An 18,427-nucleotide genomic window follows, 5' to 3' on the forward strand; every position below is an offset into this window, starting at 1 on the left:
GTGCGGAGCTGCCGCGAGGGCGGCCCGGGTTGTGCCTCGGCATCGCGCCGCTAGTGTGACGGCGCAAGCGAATTCTGCTCGGCCAGTTGGGGGCCTCTTCCGGCTCCCCCGTGAAGGAAAGCGACAGAGGCAATGCTCTCGAACCTCGCCACCCGCGACGTCGAAACCCTGATCCATCCCTACACCAACCTGGCGGCCTTCCGGCAGACCGGGCCGCTGGTGCTGGAGCGGGGCCACGGCGTCTGGGTCTACGACACCGACGGCCGGCCCTATCTCGAGGGCATGGCGGGCCTGTGGTGCACGGCGCTCGGTTATTCCAACGAGGAGCTGGTCGAGGCCGCCCGCGAGCAGATGGCGCGCCTGCCCTTCACCCACCTGTTCTCCGGTCGCAGCCACGACCCGGCGATCGAGCTCGCCGAGACCCTGAAGGAGCTGGCCCCGATCCCGGTCTCGAAGGTGTTCTTCACCTCCTCGGGCTCGGAGGCCAACGACACCCAGGTCAAGCTGACCTGGTACCTCAACAACGCCCTCGGCCGGCCGCAGAAGAAGAAGATCATCGGCCGGCACAAGGGCTATCACGGCGTCACCGTCGCGTCGGCCTCGCTCACCGGGCTCACCGCCAACCATGCCGACTGGGACCTGCCGCTGCCGGGCTTCCTGCACGCCGCCTGCCCGCACCATTACCGCGGCGCCGAACCCGGCGAGAGCGAGGAGGCCTATTCGGCGCGCCTCGCGGCCGAGCTGGAGGAGATGATCCTGCGTGAGGGGCCGGAGACCGTCGCGGCCTTCATCGCCGAGCCGGTGATGGGCGCCGGCGGCGCCATCGTGCCGCCGAAAGGGTACTTCGCGGCGATCGAGCCGGTCCTCGCCCGCTACGACGTGCGCCTGATCGCCGACGAGGTGATCTGCGGCTTCGGCCGGCTCGGCACCTGGTTCGGCTCCGAGACGCTCGGCATGAAGCCCCACAGCCTGTCCTTCGCCAAGGCGCTGACCTCGGCCTACATGCCGCTCGGCGGCGTCACCGTCGACGAGACGCTGTACCAGGCGATGCAGGACCAGAGCCGCAAGATCGGCACTTTCGGGCACGGCACCACCTATTCGGGCCACCCGGTGGCGAGCGCGGTGGCGCTCAAGACCATCGAGATCTACCGGCGCGACCGCATCATCGAGGGGGCGGCCGAGAAGGCGCCGCACTTCCAGCGCCGGCTCTCGGCCCTGGAGGAGCACCCGCTCGTCGGCGAAGCGAAGGGCCTCGGCCTGATCGGCGGCCTCGAGATCGTCGCCGACAAGGCGACGAAGCGCCAGTACGACCCCAAGGCCGGCGTCGCCGCCCGCTGCGTCGCCTTCGCGCAGGAGGAAGGCCTGATCGTCCGCTTCCTCACCGGCGACCGCGTCGCGGTCTGCCCGCCCCTGGTGATCCGTCCGGACGAGATCGACACCTTGTTCGACCGCCTCGGCACCGCGCTGGACCGCACCCACGCCTGGATTCGCGAGCAGGGCCTGACGGCGGTCTGACATCGCCCGAAGCGCGACGAGAGAGGCCGCCACCTGGCGGCCTCGGCCAAGCAGTCTAGACCAGCATCGGCCGAGTATCGAAGCGCCAGGCTCCGAGGCGATACAAGTTACCACACGTAATATCCCTCTGTCTCGCTTGCGAACCAAGGACGATACGGCGGCCGTCGGTCAGACCTTACCGTTAGGCGCGGCCGGAGCACCCGACGGGCCGGCCTCCTCGGTCACTCGCGCCAACCATCTGCCATGACAGGAGAATTCTGGAAAATTCCCAGAGTCGGCCGGCATTTGCCTCTCATGCCTGTTGGTTCGCTGGACCTTGCCCAGCCTGTAATGTAACCGAAAACTTGTCAGTTCTTAAGATTTTTTTAAGTCTGCCGACCCATTTTTTGAGCAAATTCGCCCAATGGAGCCGGCGGCATGTTTTGGAAGCATCGGGAGAACTTGTCGGACGCTACAATGAGCGCTCTCAGCAAGTCCCTCGCCATCATCGAGTTCAACCTTGACGGCACGGTGATCCAGGCGAACACCAATTTTCTCAACTTGCTCGACTACCGGCTGGACGAGATCGTCGGGCAGCATCACCGAATGTTTCTCGACAAGGAGGCTGCGGCTTCGCCCGACTACGCGATGTTCTGGGATAAGCTGCGGGCGGGCGAGTTCTTCGCCGACGAGTTCCTGCGCTTCGGCAAGAACGGCAAGCGCATCTGGCTCGAGGCGACCTACAACCCGGTCTTCGACGCCACCGGCAAGCCCGTCAAGGTGGTCAAGCTCGCCGCCGACATCACCACGAAGAAGAACGAGATCAGCCGTCTCCTGACGATGATCGAGGGCATGCCGGTCGCGGTGATGACCGCCGACCCGCACAACGACTTCCGCATCGACTACATGAACGGCGCCTCGCGCCGCACCCTCGGCCCGCTGGCGCAGTACCTGCCGGTCGCGGCCGATCTGATGGTCGGCACCTCGATCGACGTCTTCCACAAGAACCCGTCGCACCAGCGCCGGATGCTGGCCGATGCGAGCCGGCTGCCGCACCGGACCCGGATCAAGCTCGGGCCGGAGGTGCTCGATCTGCAGGTCTCGGCGATTATGGGGCCGGACGGCACCTATATCGGGCCGATGCTGACCTGGGCCGTGGTGACCGCGCAGGCGACCATGGCCTCCGACGTGTCGCAGGTGGTGAACGCCATGAGCTCCGCGGTCGAGGAGATGCAGCGCTCCGCCAACGGTCTCGGCCAATCGGCCGATGAGGCGCGCGAGCGCGCCGCCACGGTGGCGGCTGGCTCGGAGGAGATGACCGCCGCGATCCAGGAGATCGCCGGCCAGGTCGGGCGCGTCTCCGAGCGCGCCCAGCAGATCGCCGCCCAGGCCGAGGCGACCGACGCCACGGTGCGCAGCCTCTCGGCCAAGGCCCGCGAGGTCGATTCGGTCGTCGGCATGATCTCCACCATCGCCGACCAGACCAATCTGCTGGCGCTCAACGCCACGATCGAGGCGGCCCGGGCGGGGGCGGCGGGACGAGGCTTCGCGGTGGTGGCCGCCGAGGTCAAGGAGCTGGCCGGCCAGACCGCCAAGGCGACGGGCGAGATCACCCAGCGCATCGGGGACATCCAGGGTGCGACCGGCGATGCGGTGGCGGCGATCGCGACCATCACGGCTGCGGTGGCGGAACTGTCGCGGCTGACGCTGGCCATCGCCAGCGCGGTCGAGCAGCAGGCCGCCTCGACGCATGAGGTGTCGTCGAACATCGTGGCGGTGTCGGATGCTGCGAACGCCACGGGCCGGATCGCCGAGACGGTCCGGACGGTGTCGGAGAGCCTCGCCGGTCATTCGAGCGGCCTGACCGGCAGCGTGGAGAAGTTCCTGAAGGCGGGGTGACGCCGAGCAGGCGAAGACGATGGAACAGGGCGGCGGAGCCGGGCTCCGCCGCCCTTCCGCGTTACAGCGGGATGTTGTCGTGCTTCTTCCAGGGCTGCTCGCTCTCCTTGGTGCGCAGCATGGCGAGCGCCCGGGCGATGCGCCGCCGCGTCGAGTGCGGCATGATCACCTCGTCGATGTAGCCGCGCTCGGCGGCGACGAACGGCGACATGAAGCGCTCCTCGTACTCGGCCGTGCGCGCCGCGATCTTGTCCGGGTCGCCGAGATCCTGGCGGAAGATGATCTCGACCGCGCCCTTGGCGCCCATCACGGCGATCTGGGCGGTCGGCCAGGCGTAGTTCACGTCGCCGCCGACATGCTTGGAGGCCATCACGTCGTAGGCGCCGCCGAAGGCCTTGCGGGTGATGACGGTGACGAGCGGCACCGTCGCCTGGCTGTAGGCGAAGAGCAGCTTGGCGCCGTGCTTGATCAGCCCGCCATATTCCTGCGCGGTGCCCGGCAGGAAGCCCGGCACGTCGACGAAGGTACAGATCGGGATCGAGAACGCGTCGCAGAAGCGCACGAAGCGGGCGGCCTTGCGCGAGGCGTCCGAGTCGAGCACGCCCGCCAGCACCATCGGCTGGTTGGCGACGAAGCCGACGGTGCGGCCCTCGATGCGCCCGAAGCCCGTGATGATGTTGCGGGCATACGCCGCCTGGATCTCGAAGAAGTCGCCCTCGTCGACGACCCGCCGGATCAGCTCGCCCATGTCGTAGGGCTTGTTCGGGTTGTCGGGGATCAGGGTGTCGAGGCTGCGGTCGAGGCGGGCGGGATCGTCGAAGCTCTCGATCTCCGGCACGCCGGCCTGGTTGTTGGCCGGCAGGAAGTCCATCAGGCGCCGGATCTGCAGGAGCGCCTCGACGTCGTTCTCGTAGGAGCCGTCGGCGATCGACGACTTCGAGGTGTGGACCTTGGCGCCGCCCAATTCCTCGGCGGTGACCACCTCGTTGGTCACGGTCTTCACCACGTCGGGCCCGGTCACGAACATGTAGCTCGTGTCGCGCACCATGAAGATGAAGTCGGTCATCGCCGGCGAGTAGACGTCGCCGCCGGCGCAGGGGCCCATGATGACCGAGATCTGCGGGATCACGCCGGACGCCGTGACGTTGCGCTTGAACACCTCGCCGTAGCCGCCGAGCGCCGCGACGCCCTCCTGGATGCGGGCGCCGCCGGCATCGAACAGGCCGATGATCGGGGCGCGCATCTTCAGCGCCATGTCCTGGACCTTGATGATCTTCTGGGCATGCGCCTCGGAGAGCGAGCCGCCGAAGACCGTGAAGTCCTTGGAGAACACGAAGACAGTGCGGCCGTTGATGGTGCCCCAGCCGGTGATGACGCCGTCACCCGGGATCTTCTGCTTCTCCATCCCGAAATCGATCGAGCGGTGCTGCACGAACATGTCGAATTCCTCGAACGACCCGGAGTCGAGGAGGAGCTCGATGCGCTCGCGCGCGGTGAGCTTGCCGCGCTTGTGCTGCGCCGCCACCCGGCTCTCGCCGCCACCGACCCGGGCCTGCGCGCGCCGCTGGTCGAGCCGTTCGAGGATGTCCTTCATGCTGTCGCCCATTCCTGGAGAAGAGTCGCGCGCCCGCCGGGAGGCTTCCGACCCGGGACTTGCCCCGCGTCAGAATTGGCCATGCTGCCTTGGCCGTGAAGCGGCCTTAGCACGCGCCGGGGCGCGGCGAAAACTCGGTCTTTTCGGGCGGGCATGGAGGCCGACAGCGGCCGAAACGCGAAGGGCCGCGCCCTCCCCTCGCGGGGGTGGCGCGGCCCTCGATTCAGGGGTCAATGGACCGGAGCAGAGGCCGATCAGAGCAGGGCTTGACCCGGCTCCTCCTCGCGGGCGAGGCGCAGCAGGCTCTGGCCGTAATTGGTCTTGGCGAAGAGCTGGCCGCGGGCCACCACCTGCTCGCGGGTGATGAAGCCTTGCGTGTAGGCGATCTCCTCCAGGCAGGCGACCTGCATGCCCTGGCGGTGCTGGATCACGCGGACGAACTCGCCGGCCTCGAGCAGGTTGTCGTGGGTCCCGGTATCGAGCCAGGCATAGCCGCGGGACATGCACTCGACATGGAGCTGGCCGCGGTCGAGATAGGCCTGGTTGACGTCGGTGATCTCCAGCTCGCCGCGGGGCGAGGGCTTCACCGCCGCCGCGATGTCGAGCACCTGGTTGTCGTAGAAGTAGAGACCGGTCACCGCCCAAGGCGATTCCGGGTTCTTGGGCTTCTCGACCAGCTTGGTGGCGCGGCCCTGCTTGTCGAGGGTGACGACGCCGTAGGCCTCCGGCTGGTCGACGTGATAGGCGAACACCGTAGCGCCGGTCTTGCGGTCACGCGCCTTGGCCAGAAGCTGGCGCATGCCGGCGCCGAAGAACAGGTTGTCGCCGAGCACCAGCGCGACCGGGTCGTCGCCGACGAATTCGCGACCGATGATGAAGGCCTGGGCGAGGCCCTCCGGCTTCGGCTGCAGCGCGTACGAGATGGTGATGCCGAACTGCTCGCCGGTGCCGAACAGGCGCTTGTAGTTGTCGATATGCTCCGGCGACGAGATCAGCAGGATGTCGCGGATGCCGGCCAGCATCAGCACCGAGACCGGGTAGTAGATCATCGGCTTGTCGTAGACCGGCAGCAGCTGCTTGTTGATCGCCAGCGTCGCCGGGTGCAGCCGCGTGCCGGATCCGCCGGCGAGCACGATGCCCTTCATGATCTGATACTCCTCAGGCTTGTTTCGCACGCGGACCGATCAGCTGGTCCAGGATGTCGTCGAGGGCCACCTGCCACGGGCGGGGCGTGAGGCCGAAGGCGGCGGTCAGCGTCTCGGTCGAGAGCTCGGAATTGGCGGGCCGGGTGACCGGGGTCTTGAACGCCGTGCTCGGGATCGGCTCGACCGGCACCGAGCGGGCGCCGCGGGACGCCGCGCCCGCCATGATGGCACCCGCGAAGTCGTACCAGGTCGTCGCCCCGGCATTGACGCAGTGATAGGTGCCGGCAGGGGCGGCCGGATCCTCGGCGAAGCGAAGCGCGATGGCCACCAGGGCGGCGGCGAGGTCGCCGGCGGAGGTCGGGCAACCGCGCTGGTCGTCGACCACCGTCAGCTTGTCGCGCTCGCCCGCAAGCCGCAGCATCGTCTTGACGAAGTTGGCCCGGTGCGGGCTCACCACCCAGGCCGTGCGCACCACGGCGTGGCGCGGGTTGCCGGTGCGGACCGCCATCTCGCCGGCGGCCTTGCTGGCGCCGTAGACGCTCACCGGCCGCACCGGCGCGTCGGTGGCGTAGGCGCCGGTGCCCGAGCCGTCGAAGACGTAGTCGGTCGAGACGTGGATCAGCGGGATGCCGGCCTTCGCGGTCTCCGCCGCCAGATAGGCGGGAGCCAGCGCGTTGAGCCGCCAGGCGGCGGCCACGTCGCTCTCGGCCTTGTCGACCGCCGTGTAGGCGGCGGTGTTGATCACCGCCGCGAACGGACGCTCGGCGACGGCGCGGGCGACCGCGGCCTCGTCGGTGATGTCGAGCGCATCCCGGGTCGGGGCGTGGATCGCCACGCCGTCACCCCAGGATTGCCGCTGCAATTCGGTGCCGACCTGGCCGCCACCGCCGAGGACGAGGATCTCCCGCGTCATGGTCTCACTCCGCCGTCAGGCCGAGGCGCTCGCCGGAATAGCGGCCCTCACGGATCGGGCGCCACCAGGACTCGTTGTCGAGGTACCAGCGCACGGTGTCCTCGAGGGCCTGCTCGAAGGTGCGGGTGGGCTTGTAGCCCACTTCGGCCTCCGCCTTGCCCGGGTCGATGGCGTAGCGCCGGTCGTGGCCCGGACGGTCGGTGACGAACTGGATCAGGCGCTCGTGCGGGCCGGCCTCGGGCCGCAGCCGGTCGAAGATCGCGCAGAGCGTCTTCACCACGTCGAGGTTGTTGCGCACCGAGCGGCCGCCGAGCAGGTAGGTCTCGCCGACCCGGCCCTTCTCCAGCACCGCGACGAGGCCGCGGGCATGGTCCTCGACGTGGATCCAGTCGCGCTCGTTCTGGCCGTCGCCGTAGACCGGCAGGTTCTTGCCGTCCAGCGCGTTGAGGATCATCAGCGGGATCAGCTTCTCGGGGAAGTGCCGCGGCCCGTAATTGTTCGAGCAGTTGGTCACCAGCACCGGCAGGCCGTAGGTCTCGTGCCAGGCGCGGGCCAGGTGGTCGGACGCCGCCTTGGAGGCCGAGTAGGGCGAGCGCGGGTCGTAGCGGCTCTCCTCGGTGAAGAAGCCGCCCGGGGGCAGCGAGCCGTAGACCTCGTCGGTCGAGACGTGGAGAAAGCGGAAGGCGTCGCGCTCCGCGCCGGACAGCGTGTTGTAGTAGGCGCGGGCGGCCTCCAGCATCACCTGAGTACCGACCACGTTGGTGCGGATGAAGGCGCCCGGTCCGGTGATCGAGCGGTCGACGTGGCTCTCGGCGGCCAGATGCATCACCGCCTCGGGGCGGAACTCGGAGAAGAGCGCGCCGACCTTCTCGTGGTCGCAGATATCGGCCTCGGCGAAGCGGTGCCGGTTGTTGCCCTTGAGCGGCATCAGCGAGATCGGGTTCGCCGCGTAGGTCAGCGCGTCGAGGGTGAGGACCTCGTGACCGAGGTCTTGGACGAGGTGCAGGACCAGGGCCGAGCCGATGAAGCCGCAGCCGCCCGTGACGAGGATGCGCATGGGGTGGGTGATCTCCTGAAAAACAGTGCCGGTCGGCCGAGCGAGGGGAGGAGGCGAGTCGACTCGCCTTCTGATTGCATGATCGATCGCCGCCGGAGCGGTAGCGGCCCTCAGAACAGCGGCGGCAGATCGGCGAAGCGGGGCGCGACCTTGTCCTTGGCCGAGAGCTGGGCTTCGGCCTCGCTCACCGGCCAGTCGATCCCGAGGGCGGGATCGTTCCAGAGCAGGTTGCCGTCATGCTCCGGGCTGTAGACGCCGCCGGCGACCTTGTAGGCCACCATCGTGTCCGGCTCGAGGGTGCAGAAGCCGTGGCCGAAGCCGATCGGCACGTAGAGCTGGTGGCCGTTCTCGGCGTCGAGGCGGGCGGCGACGTGCCGGCCGTAGGTGGGCGAATCCCGGCGCAGGTCCACCGCGACGTCGAGGATCGCGCCCGAGAGGACCCGGATCAGCTTGGCCTGGGCGAAGGGACGGCGCTGGAAGTGCAGGCCGCGGACGGTGCCCTGCTGCGCCGAGAAGGACTGGTTGTCCTGGATGAAGTGATCCTCGACGCCGTGGGCGGCCAGGATGTCGGCCCGGTAGGTTTCCGAGAACCAGCCGCGCGCATCGCCGTGCCGCTTCGGGATCACGAGCTTCACCGCCGGGATCGCCTGATCGATGACCTGCATTCCTGCCCACCTTCCGAAATCGCGCGGCCTGACTAATCCCCGGGCTCATGCCCCGCAATCATGGCACAACCGCGTCGGCCGGCCCTGTCAGGAAGCGTAGTCCGGCAGGCTCTACTTTGCCGATGCGAGATGAGCAAGGTCTGCGGGAGATCGGGCGCGATCGGCCGAGACCAATCGCAAGAGGCGACCACGCGCCCGAGGTGGCTTGATGAGGGCAGCGCTTGCTCTTCAGCCGGGCGCGATTGCAGTCTCGGCAAGACAATATTTGAGGCGACGTGAGAAGAGAGTCCAGCGACCAGACGAAGGAGGTCGCGGCCGAGCTATTGCACCCAGCCACGTCTCCGTCGTCTGTGCCGCGCGCGGGCCCGGCCTGTGGCTCTAAAGCATCATGCGTGACGCTTCGATGTCAGCCACCGGCCGCCCGCACGGCATGCGTCTTCTCAGGCGGCCGCGAGAGCCGCCGCGATCGCCTCCAGGGCGGCCTCGGCCGCCGCACCGTCGGGACCGCCGGCCTGGGCCATGTCGCGGCGCCCGCCGCCACCCTTGCCGCCGAGCCGCTCCGACCCCGCCCGGACCAGGGCGACGGCGTCGAACCGACCGGTCAGGTCCTCGGTCACGCCGACGACGAGGCCGGCCTTGCCGTCCGGCGCGACGCCGACGATCGCCACGATCCCGGAGCCGAGCCGCTTCTTGCCCTCGTCGGCCAGGCTCTTGAGGTCGCGCATCTCGACCCCTTGCACGACGCGTGCCATCAGCTTCGTGCCGGCGATCTCGCGTCCGGCATCGTCGGCCGCGTTGCCGCCGCCCCCGCCCATGGCGAGCTTGCGGCGCGCCTCGGCCAGCTCGCGCTCCATCCGGCGGCGCTCGTCGAGGAGGCTCGCCAGGCGCTCGGGCGCCTCGGCGACCGGCACCTTGAGCAGGCCCGCCAAAGCGGCGAGCTGGCGGCTCTCGCCGGCGAGGTGGCGGCGGGCGGCGTCGCCCGTCATCGCCTCGATCCGGCGCACGCCGGCGCCGACCGCGCTCTCGGCGAGGATCGTCACCACGCCGATATCCCCGGTGCGGCCGACATGGGTGCCGCCGCACAGCTCGACCGAGAAGGTCCTGGGCCGTCCGTCGGGGGCGCTGTCGCGGCCCATCGAGACCACCCGCACCTCCTCGCCGTACTTCTCGCCGAACAGCGCGCGGGCGCCCGACGCGATGGCGTCATCGACCGCCATCAGCTTCGTCACCACCGGCTCGTTCTGGAGCAGCACCCGGTTGGCGATCTCCTCGACCTGGGCGAGCTCGTCGGCCTCGATCGGCTTCGGATGGCTGATGTCGAAGCGCAGGCGCTCGGGTGCGACGAGCGAGCCCTTCTGGGCGACGTGGTCGCCGAGCACCTGGCGCAGAGCCTCGTGCAGCAGGTGGGTGGCGGAGTGGTTGGCACGGATCGCCGCGCGGCGCCCGTGATCGACCTTCAGCTCGACCGCCTGACCGAGGCTCAGGGCCCCCTCCTCCACCGCGACGTGGTGGACGAACAGGTCGCCGAGCTTCTTCTCGGTCGCGGTCACCCGGACCTTGAGTCCCTGGCCGGTCACCGTGCCGGTATCGCCGACCTGGCCGCCGGACTCGCCGTAGAACGGCGTCTGGGTGACGACGAGCAGGCCTTCCTCGCCGGCCGCGATCGCCTCGACCTCGGCGCCGCCGCGCACGAGCGCGGTGACGACGGCCTCGGCCTCCTCCGTGTCGTAGCCGAGGAACTCGGTCGCGCCGGTGCGCTCGCGAAGGGCGTACCACAGGGTCTCGGTGGCGGCCTCGCCGGAACCCGACCAGGCGGCGCGGGCAGCGGCGCGCTGGCGCTCCATCGCGGCGGTGAAGCCGTCCGTGTCGACCGTGATGCCGCGGGACTTCAGCGCGTCCTGGGTCAGGTCGAGGGGGAAGCCGTAGGTGTCGTAGAGGGTGAAGGCGGTCTCGCCCGACAGGCTCTGGCCTTCCGAGAGGTCGCGGGTCTCGGCGTCGAGGATCGACAGGCCGCGCTCGAGGGTGCGGCGGAAGCGGGTCTCCTCCAGCCGCAGGGTCTCGGCGATCAGGCTCTCGGCCCGAACCAGCTCGGGATAGGCCTGGCCCATCTCCCGTACCAGGGTCGGCACGAGGCGGTACATCATCGGGTCGCGGGCGCCGAGCAGCTGGGCGTGGCGCATGGCGCGGCGCATGATCCGGCGCAGGACGTAGCCGCGCCCCTCGTTGCTCGGCAGCACCCCGTCGGCGACGAGGAAGGACGAGGCGCGCAGGTGGTCGGCGATCACCCGGTAGGACGCCGTCTGCTTGCCTTCCGGCGCCCGGCCGACCTGATGCGCCACCGCGTCGATCAGGCTGCGGAAGAGGTCCGTGTCGTAGTTGCTCTTCACGCCCTGGAGGATCGCCGCCATGCGCTCGAGGCCCATGCCGGTATCGATCGAGGGCCGCGGCAGGCCGACCCGGTTGCCCGGCTCGATCTGCTCGTACTGCATGAACACGAGGTTCCAGAACTCGAGGAAGCGGTCGCCATCCTCCTCCGGGCTGCCGGGCGGGCCGCCCCACAGCTCGGGGCCCTGGTCGATGAAGATCTCCGAGCACGGCCCACACGGGCCGGTATCGCCCATCTGCCAGAAATTGTCGGAGGTGCCGATGCGGATGATGCGGTCGTCGGAGAAGCCGGCGATCTTGCGCCACAGGGTGGCGGCATCGTCGTCGTCGGCGTAGACCGTGACCAGCAGCTTCTCCGGCGAGAGTCCGAATTCCTTGGTGACGAGATTCCAGGCCAGCTCGATCGCCAGCGGCTTGAAGTAGTCGCCGAACGAGAAATTGCCCAGCATCTCGAAGAAGGTGTGGTGGCGCGCCGTGTACCCGACATTGTCGAGGTCGTTGTGCTTGCCGCCGGCGCGCACGCATTTCTGGGCCGTGACGGCGCGCTGGTAGGGCCGCTTCTCGATGCCGGTGAAGACGTTCTTGAACTGCACCATGCCGGCGTTGGTGAACATCAACGTCGGGTCGTTGCGCGGCACCAGCGGCGAGGACGGCACCGCTTCATGGCCGTGCTTGGCGAAGTAGTCCAGGAAGGTGGACCGGATCTCGTTGACGCCACTCATGGGAAGAATCGTCTCTGCGGAAGGCGGGCCGGGCGGGCGGGCTTGAAAAGGGGCGCACCGGCGGGCGGCACGCGGATGCATCCGCGTGTCTTTAGTCACGCGCTCCCCCCATGTCGAGGCGAACCGGCGCCGCTATGTGACCAGGGGCAAGCGCGGCCGCCGGCCCGCCCGGCAGGAACCGAGCCTCGATGACCGACGAAATCCGCCTCCTCGCCTTCTCGGTCGCCCTCGGCTTCGTCCACATCGTGGCGGCCTCCGCCGCCGGGCTCGGCCAGCGCGGCGGGCTCGCCTGGGCGGCCGGCAACCGCGAGGGCGAGGGCGAGGTCACCGGCGCCGCCGCCCGGCTGCAGCGCGCCTCGAAGAACTTCTTCGAGACCTTCCCGCTCTTCGCCGCTCTGGTGCTGGCCGCCGCGGTGTCGGGCCGGCAGGGCGGCGCGGTGGCCTGGGGCGCCCAGCTCTATTTCTGGGCCCGGCTCCTCTACCTGCCGATCTACGGCTTCGGCATCCCGTGGATCCGCACGCTCGTCTGGGGCGTGGCCATCGTCGGCATCGGCTTCGTGTTCGCCGGGCTGTTCGGCTGGGCCGGACCGGGGATGTAACGAAAACGGGCCGCCGCGCTCGTCGCGCGGCGGCCCTCCTGGTCTTTCAGTACCGTTCCGTCGGATCAGGCCGAGCCCTCGTCGAGGTCATCGGCGGTGGGCGTGGCGTTCTCGAGGATGCGGTCGGCGACGAGACCCGAATTCTGCCGGATCGAGGCCTCGATCTTGTTGGCGATGTCGGGGTTGTCGCGCAGGAAGCCCTTCGAATTCTCGCGGCCCTGGCCGAGACGCTGGCTGTCGTAGGAGAACCAGGCGCCCGACTTCTCGACGATGCCGGCCTTGACGCCGAGGTCGATCAGCTCGCCGACCTTCGACACGCCCTCGCCGAACATGATGTCGAACTCGACCTGCTTGAACGGCGGCGCCACCTTGTTCTTGACCACCTTGACCCGAACGCTGTTGCCGATCGGCTGGTCGCGGTCCTTGAGGGTCGAGATGCGGCGGATGTCGAGGCGCACCGAGGCGTAGAACTTCAGCGCGTTGCCGCCGGTGGTGGTCTCGGGGCTGCCGTACATCACGCCGATCTTCATCCGGATCTGGTTGATGAAGATGACCATGCAGTTCGAGCGCGAGATCGAACCGGTGAGCTTGCGCAGGGCCTGGCTCATCAGGCGGGCCTGGAGGCCCGGCTGCTGGTCGCCCATCTCACCCTCGATCTCGGCCCGCGGGGTGAGGGCGGCCACCGAATCGACCACCAGCACGTCGATGGCGCCGGAGCGCACCAGGGTGTCGGTGATCTCCAGGGCCTGCTCGCCGGTATCGGGCTGGGAGATCAGCAGGTCGTCGAGGTTGACGCCGAGCTTGCGGGCATAGACCGGATCGAGGGCGTGCTCGGCATCCACGAAGGCGCAGACGCCGCCCTTCTTCTGAGCTTCGGCGATGGTGTGGAGGGCGAGCGTGGTCTTGCCGGAGGATTCCGGCCCGTAGATCTCGATCACGCGCCCGCGCGGCAGGCCGCCGACGCCGAGCGCGATGTCGAGGCCGAGCGACCCGGTCGAGACGACCTCGACCTCCTGCACCTTGTCGCCCTTGCCGAGCCGCATGATCGAGCCCTTGCCGAAGGCGCGCTCGATCTGGGCGAGGGCGGCGTCGATCGCCTTCGACTTGTCTTTGTCCATGGTCGGGTTTTCCACCAGTCGCATCTGGGGCTGAGCCATCTCGGCGGGTCCTTATGGCAGGAGGGGCGGCAAGTCTCAATCGCGCGGCTGGGTTTCATGTACTCGTTTTGTTCTCGTTCGGCAAGAGTGGGAACGGAATTCGTCGGGGGACGGCCGAGTCAGTCAGCCACCATCGAGGAAGCGGAGCAGGTTGGCGTTCGACCGAGACGGCCAGCCGGTGCCGGCCAAATCGGGGTCGTGGCTCCAGATGTCGGCATCGAGGAGCCAGGCCCGGGCGAGGACGTGCGCGTCGGACGTCGAGCCGTTGCGAGATGCGACGGCGTGGGAGAGGACGCGGGCTGCCTCGGGCAGTTGCCCGGTGTAGGCATCGGCCTCGATCACCGTGAGACTACTCAGAAGCCCTTCCACTTGCGCGGTCGTCTCCTCCCGCACGCTTGGCAGGCCGCGCAGCATGCCGAGAACCTCGGCGGCGGTGCGAGCCGACGTGACGAGTCCTCGGCTCACCTGGATGATCTCGAAGGTAGCGCGGGACTGTTTTCCGAGGATGACGCCCAGGATGATGTTGGTATCGACGACGATCACCGGCGAGGGAGGACGCGGCGTTCCACAGAGACAATCGATCAGATCGTCATTCGATGCCGCGCTCCGCCAGCAGCCGGTCGATCGCGGCATTCTCCTCCGGTGTCCGCCGCGCGGCAGCTGCATCACTGTCGGCCAGCACCTTGCGCATGTATTCCGGAGACACAATGCGGATCGGCAGCAGGATGCCGACCGTCGCGGTGCCGTTCTTGATCGGCATCGCGTGCGGCAGGATCTGGATCGCGCCGGCCGACATCCTCTGGAGCTCGCGCATGCTGATCGCGCTCCTCATGGCCGCCTCCTCGCTACATACATGTATGTAAGCCCGGCGGGCACCAGCCACAGGGATGCGATCCGGGCCGCCCTCACCCCGCCATCGTGGTCTTCACCGTCTCGACGAGCTGCTTGAGGCTGAAGGGCTTGGGCAGGAAGTTGAATTCCTCGCCGTCGGGCAGGTTCTTGCGGAAGGCGTCCTCGGCGTAGCCGGAGACGAAGATCACCTTCAGGGCCGGATGGGCCTTGCGCAACTCGCGCAAGAGGGTCGGACCATCCATCTCGGGCATCACCACGTCGGAGACGACGAGGTCCACCGGCACGTCGCGCTCCTGCATGATCTGCAGGGCCTCGAGGCCGGAGGCCGCCTCGAGCACGGTGTAGCCCCGCGCGGTGAGCGCCCGGCCGTTGACGGCGCGGACCGGATCCTCGTCCTCGACGAGCAGGATCGTGCCGCGGCCGGTGAGGTCGCGGGCGGGCGCCTTCGCGGGCTCCGCCGGGGACGCGGCCGCAGCCGGTGCGGAACCGCCGGCGGGTGGGGCGATCTCGGGCAGCGTCTCCTGGGCTTCGGTCTCCGGCACCGGCACGTGGCGTGGCAGGTAGATGGCGAAGACCGTGCCCTGGCCGATGGTCGAGCGCACGTCGATGTAGCCGCCGGACTGCTTGACGATGCCGAACACGGTCGAGAGGCCGAGACCCGTGCCCTTGTTGACCTCCTTCGTCGTGAAGAACGGCTCGAAGATCTTCTCCATCACTTCGGGCGTCATGCCGGTGCCGGTATCGCTGACCTCAATCAGCACGTGATCGGCCCCCGGCAGGCCGTTGAGGCGCAACGCCCCCACGGCTTCCGCGGTCATGTTGGCGGTGCGGATCAGGAGGCGCCCGCCCTCCGGCATCGCGTCGCGCGCATTGACCGCGAGATTCACGATCACCTGCTCGAACTGGTTGACGTCGGCCTTGACCGGCCAGAGGTCGCGGCCGTGCTTCAGGTCGAGCTCGACCCGCTCGCCGAGCAGCCGCTTGAGCAGCAGGGTGAGGTCCGAGAGCGCCTCGCCGAGATGGATCACCTCCGGCCGCAGGGTCTGCCGGCGCGAGAAGGCCAGCAGCTGCCGCACCAGGCTGGCGGCCCGGTTGGCGTTCTGCTTGATCTGCATGATGTCCTGGAAGGCCGGGTCGGTCGGCCGGTGGCTCGCCAGCAGCAGGTCCGAGTAGCCAATGATCGCCTGCAGCACGTTGTTGAAGTCGTGCGCGATGCCGCCGGCGAGCTGGCCGACCATCTCCATCTTCTGGGCCTGGTTGACCTGCTGCTGGAGCTGGTGCTGGGCCGTGGTGTCGAGGGCGTAGAGGATCACCGCGCCCTCCGCGCCGCCGGCGCTGCCCGCGGGGCTGAGCCAGATCCGGGCAGAGCGGTTGACCGGGGCCGAGACCCCGATCTCGACCGGCGGCACGTCGCCGCGCCCCTCCGCCGCGGCGCGCGCCGCCGCATCGACGATGGAGCGGTCGCGCTCGACGATGAAGTCGCGCACGGGGGGGCCCACCTCGCTGCCGTCGCCGGTGCGCGGCAGGGTGCCGAACAGCCGCGCGAAGGAGGCATTGGCACGGACCAGCCGTCCGTCGGCGGCGAGCGTCGCCACCGCGACCGGGCTGGTGTTGAAGAAGCGGTCGAAGCGCAGCTCGGCCGCCTGCTGGGGATCGTCGCTCTCCCCGCCGGCGGAGCGGTTGAGCACCAGCGTGCGCGAATCGCCCGGCCGCCCGTCCTGGCCGTAGGCGACGCGGTGATAGAGCCGGGCCGAGAGCGGGTGGCCGTTGCGCCGGCGCAGATCGAGGTCGAACCGGTCGGTGCGGACCTCGCCGGGCTCGCCCTTGCCGCCGACCAGGACGGGCCCGAGATCGTCGGGCAGGATCTCGGACAGGCGCAATCCGCCCGAGCCGACCTGCGCCAGGTCATGGCCGAGCCACGCCGCCAGCGTGGCGTTCATGTAGACGACCGAGCCCTTCGGATCGACCGCCATGAAGCCGGCCGGCGCGTGGTCGAGGTAGTCGATCGCGTGCTGGAGCTCCTGGAAGACGTTCTCCTGGCGCTCGCGCTCGTGGGTGATGTCGGCGACGCTCCACAGGGCGACCGGCCGGCGCGGCAGGGGCAGGGGCCGCACGCCGATGCGGAACCAGGCGAAGTCGCGCTCCGCTGCGCCGCCGGGCGGGGGCGCCATGCGGATCTCCTCCGACAGGGAGCGGCCCTCGCGCGCGGCTTGCGCGAGGCGGTAGACCGCTTCCGACACCTCCGGCGAGCCGACGAAGACCCGCTCCACGGGACGCAGGTTGGTGAAGGTGTCGCTGCCGGCGAGCTTCAGGTAGGCGGCATTGGCGTAGATCGGCCGGCCGCCCTCCTCCATGGCGATCATGCCGTCGGGCGCGGCATCGACCACCGCCTTGGTGACGTCGTTGCGGGTGCCCTGGCCGGTGAGCTGGATCGCCCCGATGGCGAAGGCGAACAGGCAGAACACGCCCGCCATGGCGAGCAGCGCCAGCAGGCCGAGGATGATCGGCTGCGCCTGCTCGTTGGCGACGAAGCTCAGGCCCACCGCTGCGCCGACCAGGAGGCCGGCCAGCAGCAGGAGCAGGCTGACCCGGCCGGGCCGCTCGGAGCGGTCGAGGGCGGCCTCCGCCGCGGATGAGCTCAACTCCGGCATGTCGCCTCGACACTCCCCAGGGGCCGGCCTCACGCGTCCGGGCCCCGATCCTTACGGCCCATGGGCCGGTCTCGTCCGTTCCCTAGCAGGCGCGGCGTTTCCGTGGAATGAACCCGGTTCGTTCCGGGGCCGGATCCGCCGAATCAGTGCACCTCACGACACGCCCGCCGCACCGGCGCCGGTGCGGCGGGCGCGGAGGGCGTGTCGGGAGCGTCGCGAGGCCCCCTCAGTGACGCCGGCGCAGGCGCATCACGTAGCCGATCACCTCGGCCACGGCACGGTAATGCTCGGGCGGCACCGCGGCGTCGATCTCGACGGTGGCGTGGAGCGCGCGCGCCAGCGGCGGGTTCTCGACCACCGGCACGCCGTGCTCGCGCGCCACCTCGCGGATGCGGAACGCCAGCGCGTCGACGCCCTTGGCGACGCAGACCGGCGCGGCCATCCCGGCCTCGTAGCGGAGCGCCACCGCGTAGTGGGTCGGGTTGGTGACGATCACGCTCGCGCCCGGCACCGCCGCCATCATGCGCTTCTTGACCCGCTGCATGCGGATCTGGCGCAGTCGCCCCTTCACCTCCGGGTTGCCGTCCTGCTCCTTGAGCTCCTCCTTGAGCTCCTGCTTCGACATCCGCAGGCGCGCCCGCCAGCGGAAGCGCTGGTAGAGCGCGTCGCCGAGGGTGACGACGATGGAGGCTGCCAGAACCGCGCCCATCAGCCGCAGGCAGAGCGCGAGGGTGGCCTGGAGCAGGCCCTGCGGCTCGAGCCGGGCGAAAGCCTCGAGCCGGTCGCGGTCGCCCCACAGGACGAGGCCGGCGGCGACGCCGACGAGCAGGATCTTGATCACGCCCTTGCCGAACTGGAACCACGCCTCCGGGCCGAACAGCCGCTTGAGGCCGGCCATCGGCGAGACGCGGCTCCACTTCGCCGCCAGGGTCTCGGTGGTCCAGACCAGCGGATGCTGGACGAGGCCGCCGACGAGGCCCGCCATCGCCACCGCCCCCATCGGCACCGCGAGGGCGAGCGCTCCGGCGATCAGGGCCCGGCGACCGAAGGCGAGGTAGCCGGCCGGGTCCGAGGGCACCTCGTGCAGATGGGCGAGCAGGCCGCGCAGGTCGGTCAGCAGGCCGCGGGCGAGGGGCGCCGCGCCGACCATCAGCACCAGCGTGAAGGCGCCGAGCATCAGGAAGGTGTTGACCTCCTGGCTGGTGGCGACGTCGCCCCGCTTGATCGCGTCGTCGAGGCGTCGCTGGGTCGGGTCTTCGGTGCGGTCTTCCTGGTCGGCCTGCTCCGACATCCG

Annotated in this window: 14 protein-coding genes; 3 read left to right on the forward strand and 11 right to left on the reverse strand. The window is 69.5% G+C overall.

The window, feature by feature from the left end; all coding sequences use genetic code 11:
* Positions 1–132: 132 nt before the first annotated feature.
* Positions 133–1,515: an aminotransferase gene (locus MFF64_RS02245; protein WP_099906180.1), complete on the forward strand. Its 1,383-nt coding sequence runs from the start codon at positions 133–135 to the stop codon at positions 1,513–1,515.
* 417 nt (positions 1,516–1,932) lie between these two features.
* Entirely contained in the window at positions 1,933–3,393 is a 1,461-nt protein-coding gene (locus tag MFF64_RS02250; RefSeq protein WP_238189381.1) for a methyl-accepting chemotaxis protein, read from the forward strand.
* A gap of 61 nt (positions 3,394–3,454) precedes the next feature.
* Here the strand turns inward: MFF64_RS02250 and MFF64_RS02255 are convergent, their stop codons facing one another.
* The 6 genes from MFF64_RS02255 to alaS form a co-directional block, all read right to left on the reverse strand.
* Entirely contained in the window at positions 3,455–4,987 is a 1,533-nt protein-coding gene (locus tag MFF64_RS02255) for an acyl-CoA carboxylase subunit beta (RefSeq protein WP_238189383.1), read from the reverse strand.
* Between the two features lie 254 nt (positions 4,988–5,241).
* On the reverse strand, positions 5,242–6,132 hold the full coding sequence (gene rfbA, locus MFF64_RS02260; protein ID WP_099902317.1) for a glucose-1-phosphate thymidylyltransferase RfbA: 891 nt from the start codon (positions 6,130–6,132) through the stop codon (positions 5,242–5,244).
* A gap of 13 nt (positions 6,133–6,145) precedes the next feature.
* Positions 6,146–7,045: a dTDP-4-dehydrorhamnose reductase gene (gene rfbD, locus MFF64_RS02265; protein ID WP_099902314.1), complete on the reverse strand. Its 900-nt coding sequence runs from the start codon at positions 7,043–7,045 to the stop codon at positions 6,146–6,148.
* A gap of 4 nt (positions 7,046–7,049) precedes the next feature.
* Positions 7,050–8,102 (reverse strand): dTDP-glucose 4,6-dehydratase, encoded by a 1,053-nt coding sequence (rfbB, locus tag MFF64_RS02270; RefSeq protein WP_238189385.1) that lies wholly within the window; start codon positions 8,100–8,102, stop codon positions 7,050–7,052.
* 110 nt (positions 8,103–8,212) lie between these two features.
* On the reverse strand, positions 8,213–8,767 hold the full coding sequence (rfbC, locus tag MFF64_RS02275) for a dTDP-4-dehydrorhamnose 3,5-epimerase (protein WP_099901666.1): 555 nt from the start codon (positions 8,765–8,767) through the stop codon (positions 8,213–8,215).
* 440 nt (positions 8,768–9,207) lie between these two features.
* Positions 9,208–11,874: an alanine--tRNA ligase gene (gene alaS / locus MFF64_RS02280; RefSeq protein WP_238189388.1), complete on the reverse strand. Its 2,667-nt coding sequence runs from the start codon at positions 11,872–11,874 to the stop codon at positions 9,208–9,210.
* Positions 11,875–12,062: 188 nt separating this feature from the next.
* Here alaS and MFF64_RS02285 point away from each other — a divergent pair, with 188 nt between their 5' ends.
* Entirely contained in the window at positions 12,063–12,473 is a 411-nt protein-coding gene (locus MFF64_RS02285) for an MAPEG family protein (RefSeq protein ID WP_099907067.1), read from the forward strand.
* 65 nt (positions 12,474–12,538) lie between these two features.
* On the opposite strand, the gene recA is transcribed toward MFF64_RS02285, so the two are convergent.
* From recA to flhB, 5 genes are all read right to left on the reverse strand, one after another.
* Complete coding sequence (gene recA / locus MFF64_RS02290; protein WP_099907065.1) at positions 12,539–13,630, reverse strand: recombinase RecA; 1,092 nt, start codon at positions 13,628–13,630, stop codon at positions 12,539–12,541.
* A 123-nt stretch (positions 13,631–13,753) separates the two neighbouring features.
* Positions 13,754–14,173 (reverse strand): type II toxin-antitoxin system VapC family toxin, encoded by a 420-nt coding sequence (locus MFF64_RS02295; RefSeq protein ID WP_238189390.1) that lies wholly within the window; start codon positions 14,171–14,173, stop codon positions 13,754–13,756.
* 46 nt (positions 14,174–14,219) lie between these two features.
* Positions 14,220–14,444, reverse strand: a complete 225-nt coding sequence (locus MFF64_RS02300; protein WP_133123684.1) for a hypothetical protein — start codon at positions 14,442–14,444, stop codon at positions 14,220–14,222.
* Between the two features lie 91 nt (positions 14,445–14,535).
* Positions 14,536–17,133 (reverse strand): cell cycle histidine kinase CckA, encoded by a 2,598-nt coding sequence (cckA, locus tag MFF64_RS02305; protein WP_099907058.1) that lies wholly within the window; start codon positions 17,131–17,133, stop codon positions 14,536–14,538.
* Positions 17,134–17,359: 226 nt separating this feature from the next.
* Positions 17,360–18,424, reverse strand: coding sequence for a flagellar biosynthesis protein FlhB (gene flhB / locus MFF64_RS02310; RefSeq protein WP_099907056.1), 1,065 nt, complete (start codon positions 18,422–18,424; stop codon positions 17,360–17,362).
* Positions 18,425–18,427 lie beyond the last annotated feature (3 nt).

Origin of the sequence: Methylobacterium frigidaeris (assembly GCF_022179185.1) — a bacterium.
GTDB classification, from domain to species: Bacteria; Pseudomonadota; Alphaproteobacteria; order Rhizobiales; family Beijerinckiaceae; genus Methylobacterium; species Methylobacterium frigidaeris.

Coding starts and splice junctions, on each gene's coding strand:
- MFF64_RS02250 (WP_238189381.1), top strand. CDS start 1,933: ATGTTTTGGAAGCATCGGGAGAACTTGTCGGACGCTACAATGAGCGCT.
- recA (WP_099907065.1), bottom strand. CDS start 13,630: ATGGCTCAGCCCCAGATGCGACTGGTGGAAAACCCGACCATGGACAAA.
- MFF64_RS02300 (WP_133123684.1), bottom strand. CDS start 14,444: ATGCGCGAGCTCCAGAGGATGTCGGCCGGCGCGATCCAGATCCTGCCG.
- flhB (WP_099907056.1), bottom strand. CDS start 18,424: ATGTCGGAGCAGGCCGACCAGGAAGACCGCACCGAAGACCCGACCCAG.
- rfbC (WP_099901666.1), bottom strand. CDS start 8,767: ATGCAGGTCATCGATCAGGCGATCCCGGCGGTGAAGCTCGTGATCCCG.
- alaS (WP_238189388.1), bottom strand. CDS start 11,874: ATGAGTGGCGTCAACGAGATCCGGTCCACCTTCCTGGACTACTTCGCC.
- cckA (WP_099907058.1), bottom strand. CDS start 17,133: ATGCCGGAGTTGAGCTCATCCGCGGCGGAGGCCGCCCTCGACCGCTCC.
- rfbA (WP_099902317.1), bottom strand. CDS start 6,132: ATGAAGGGCATCGTGCTCGCCGGCGGATCCGGCACGCGGCTGCACCCG.
- rfbD (WP_099902314.1), bottom strand. CDS start 7,045: ATGACGCGGGAGATCCTCGTCCTCGGCGGTGGCGGCCAGGTCGGCACC.
- MFF64_RS02245 (WP_099906180.1), top strand. CDS start 133: ATGCTCTCGAACCTCGCCACCCGCGACGTCGAAACCCTGATCCATCCC.
- rfbB (WP_238189385.1), bottom strand. CDS start 8,102: ATGCGCATCCTCGTCACGGGCGGCTGCGGCTTCATCGGCTCGGCCCTG.
- MFF64_RS02285 (WP_099907067.1), top strand. CDS start 12,063: ATGACCGACGAAATCCGCCTCCTCGCCTTCTCGGTCGCCCTCGGCTTC.
- MFF64_RS02255 (WP_238189383.1), bottom strand. CDS start 4,987: ATGAAGGACATCCTCGAACGGCTCGACCAGCGGCGCGCGCAGGCCCGG.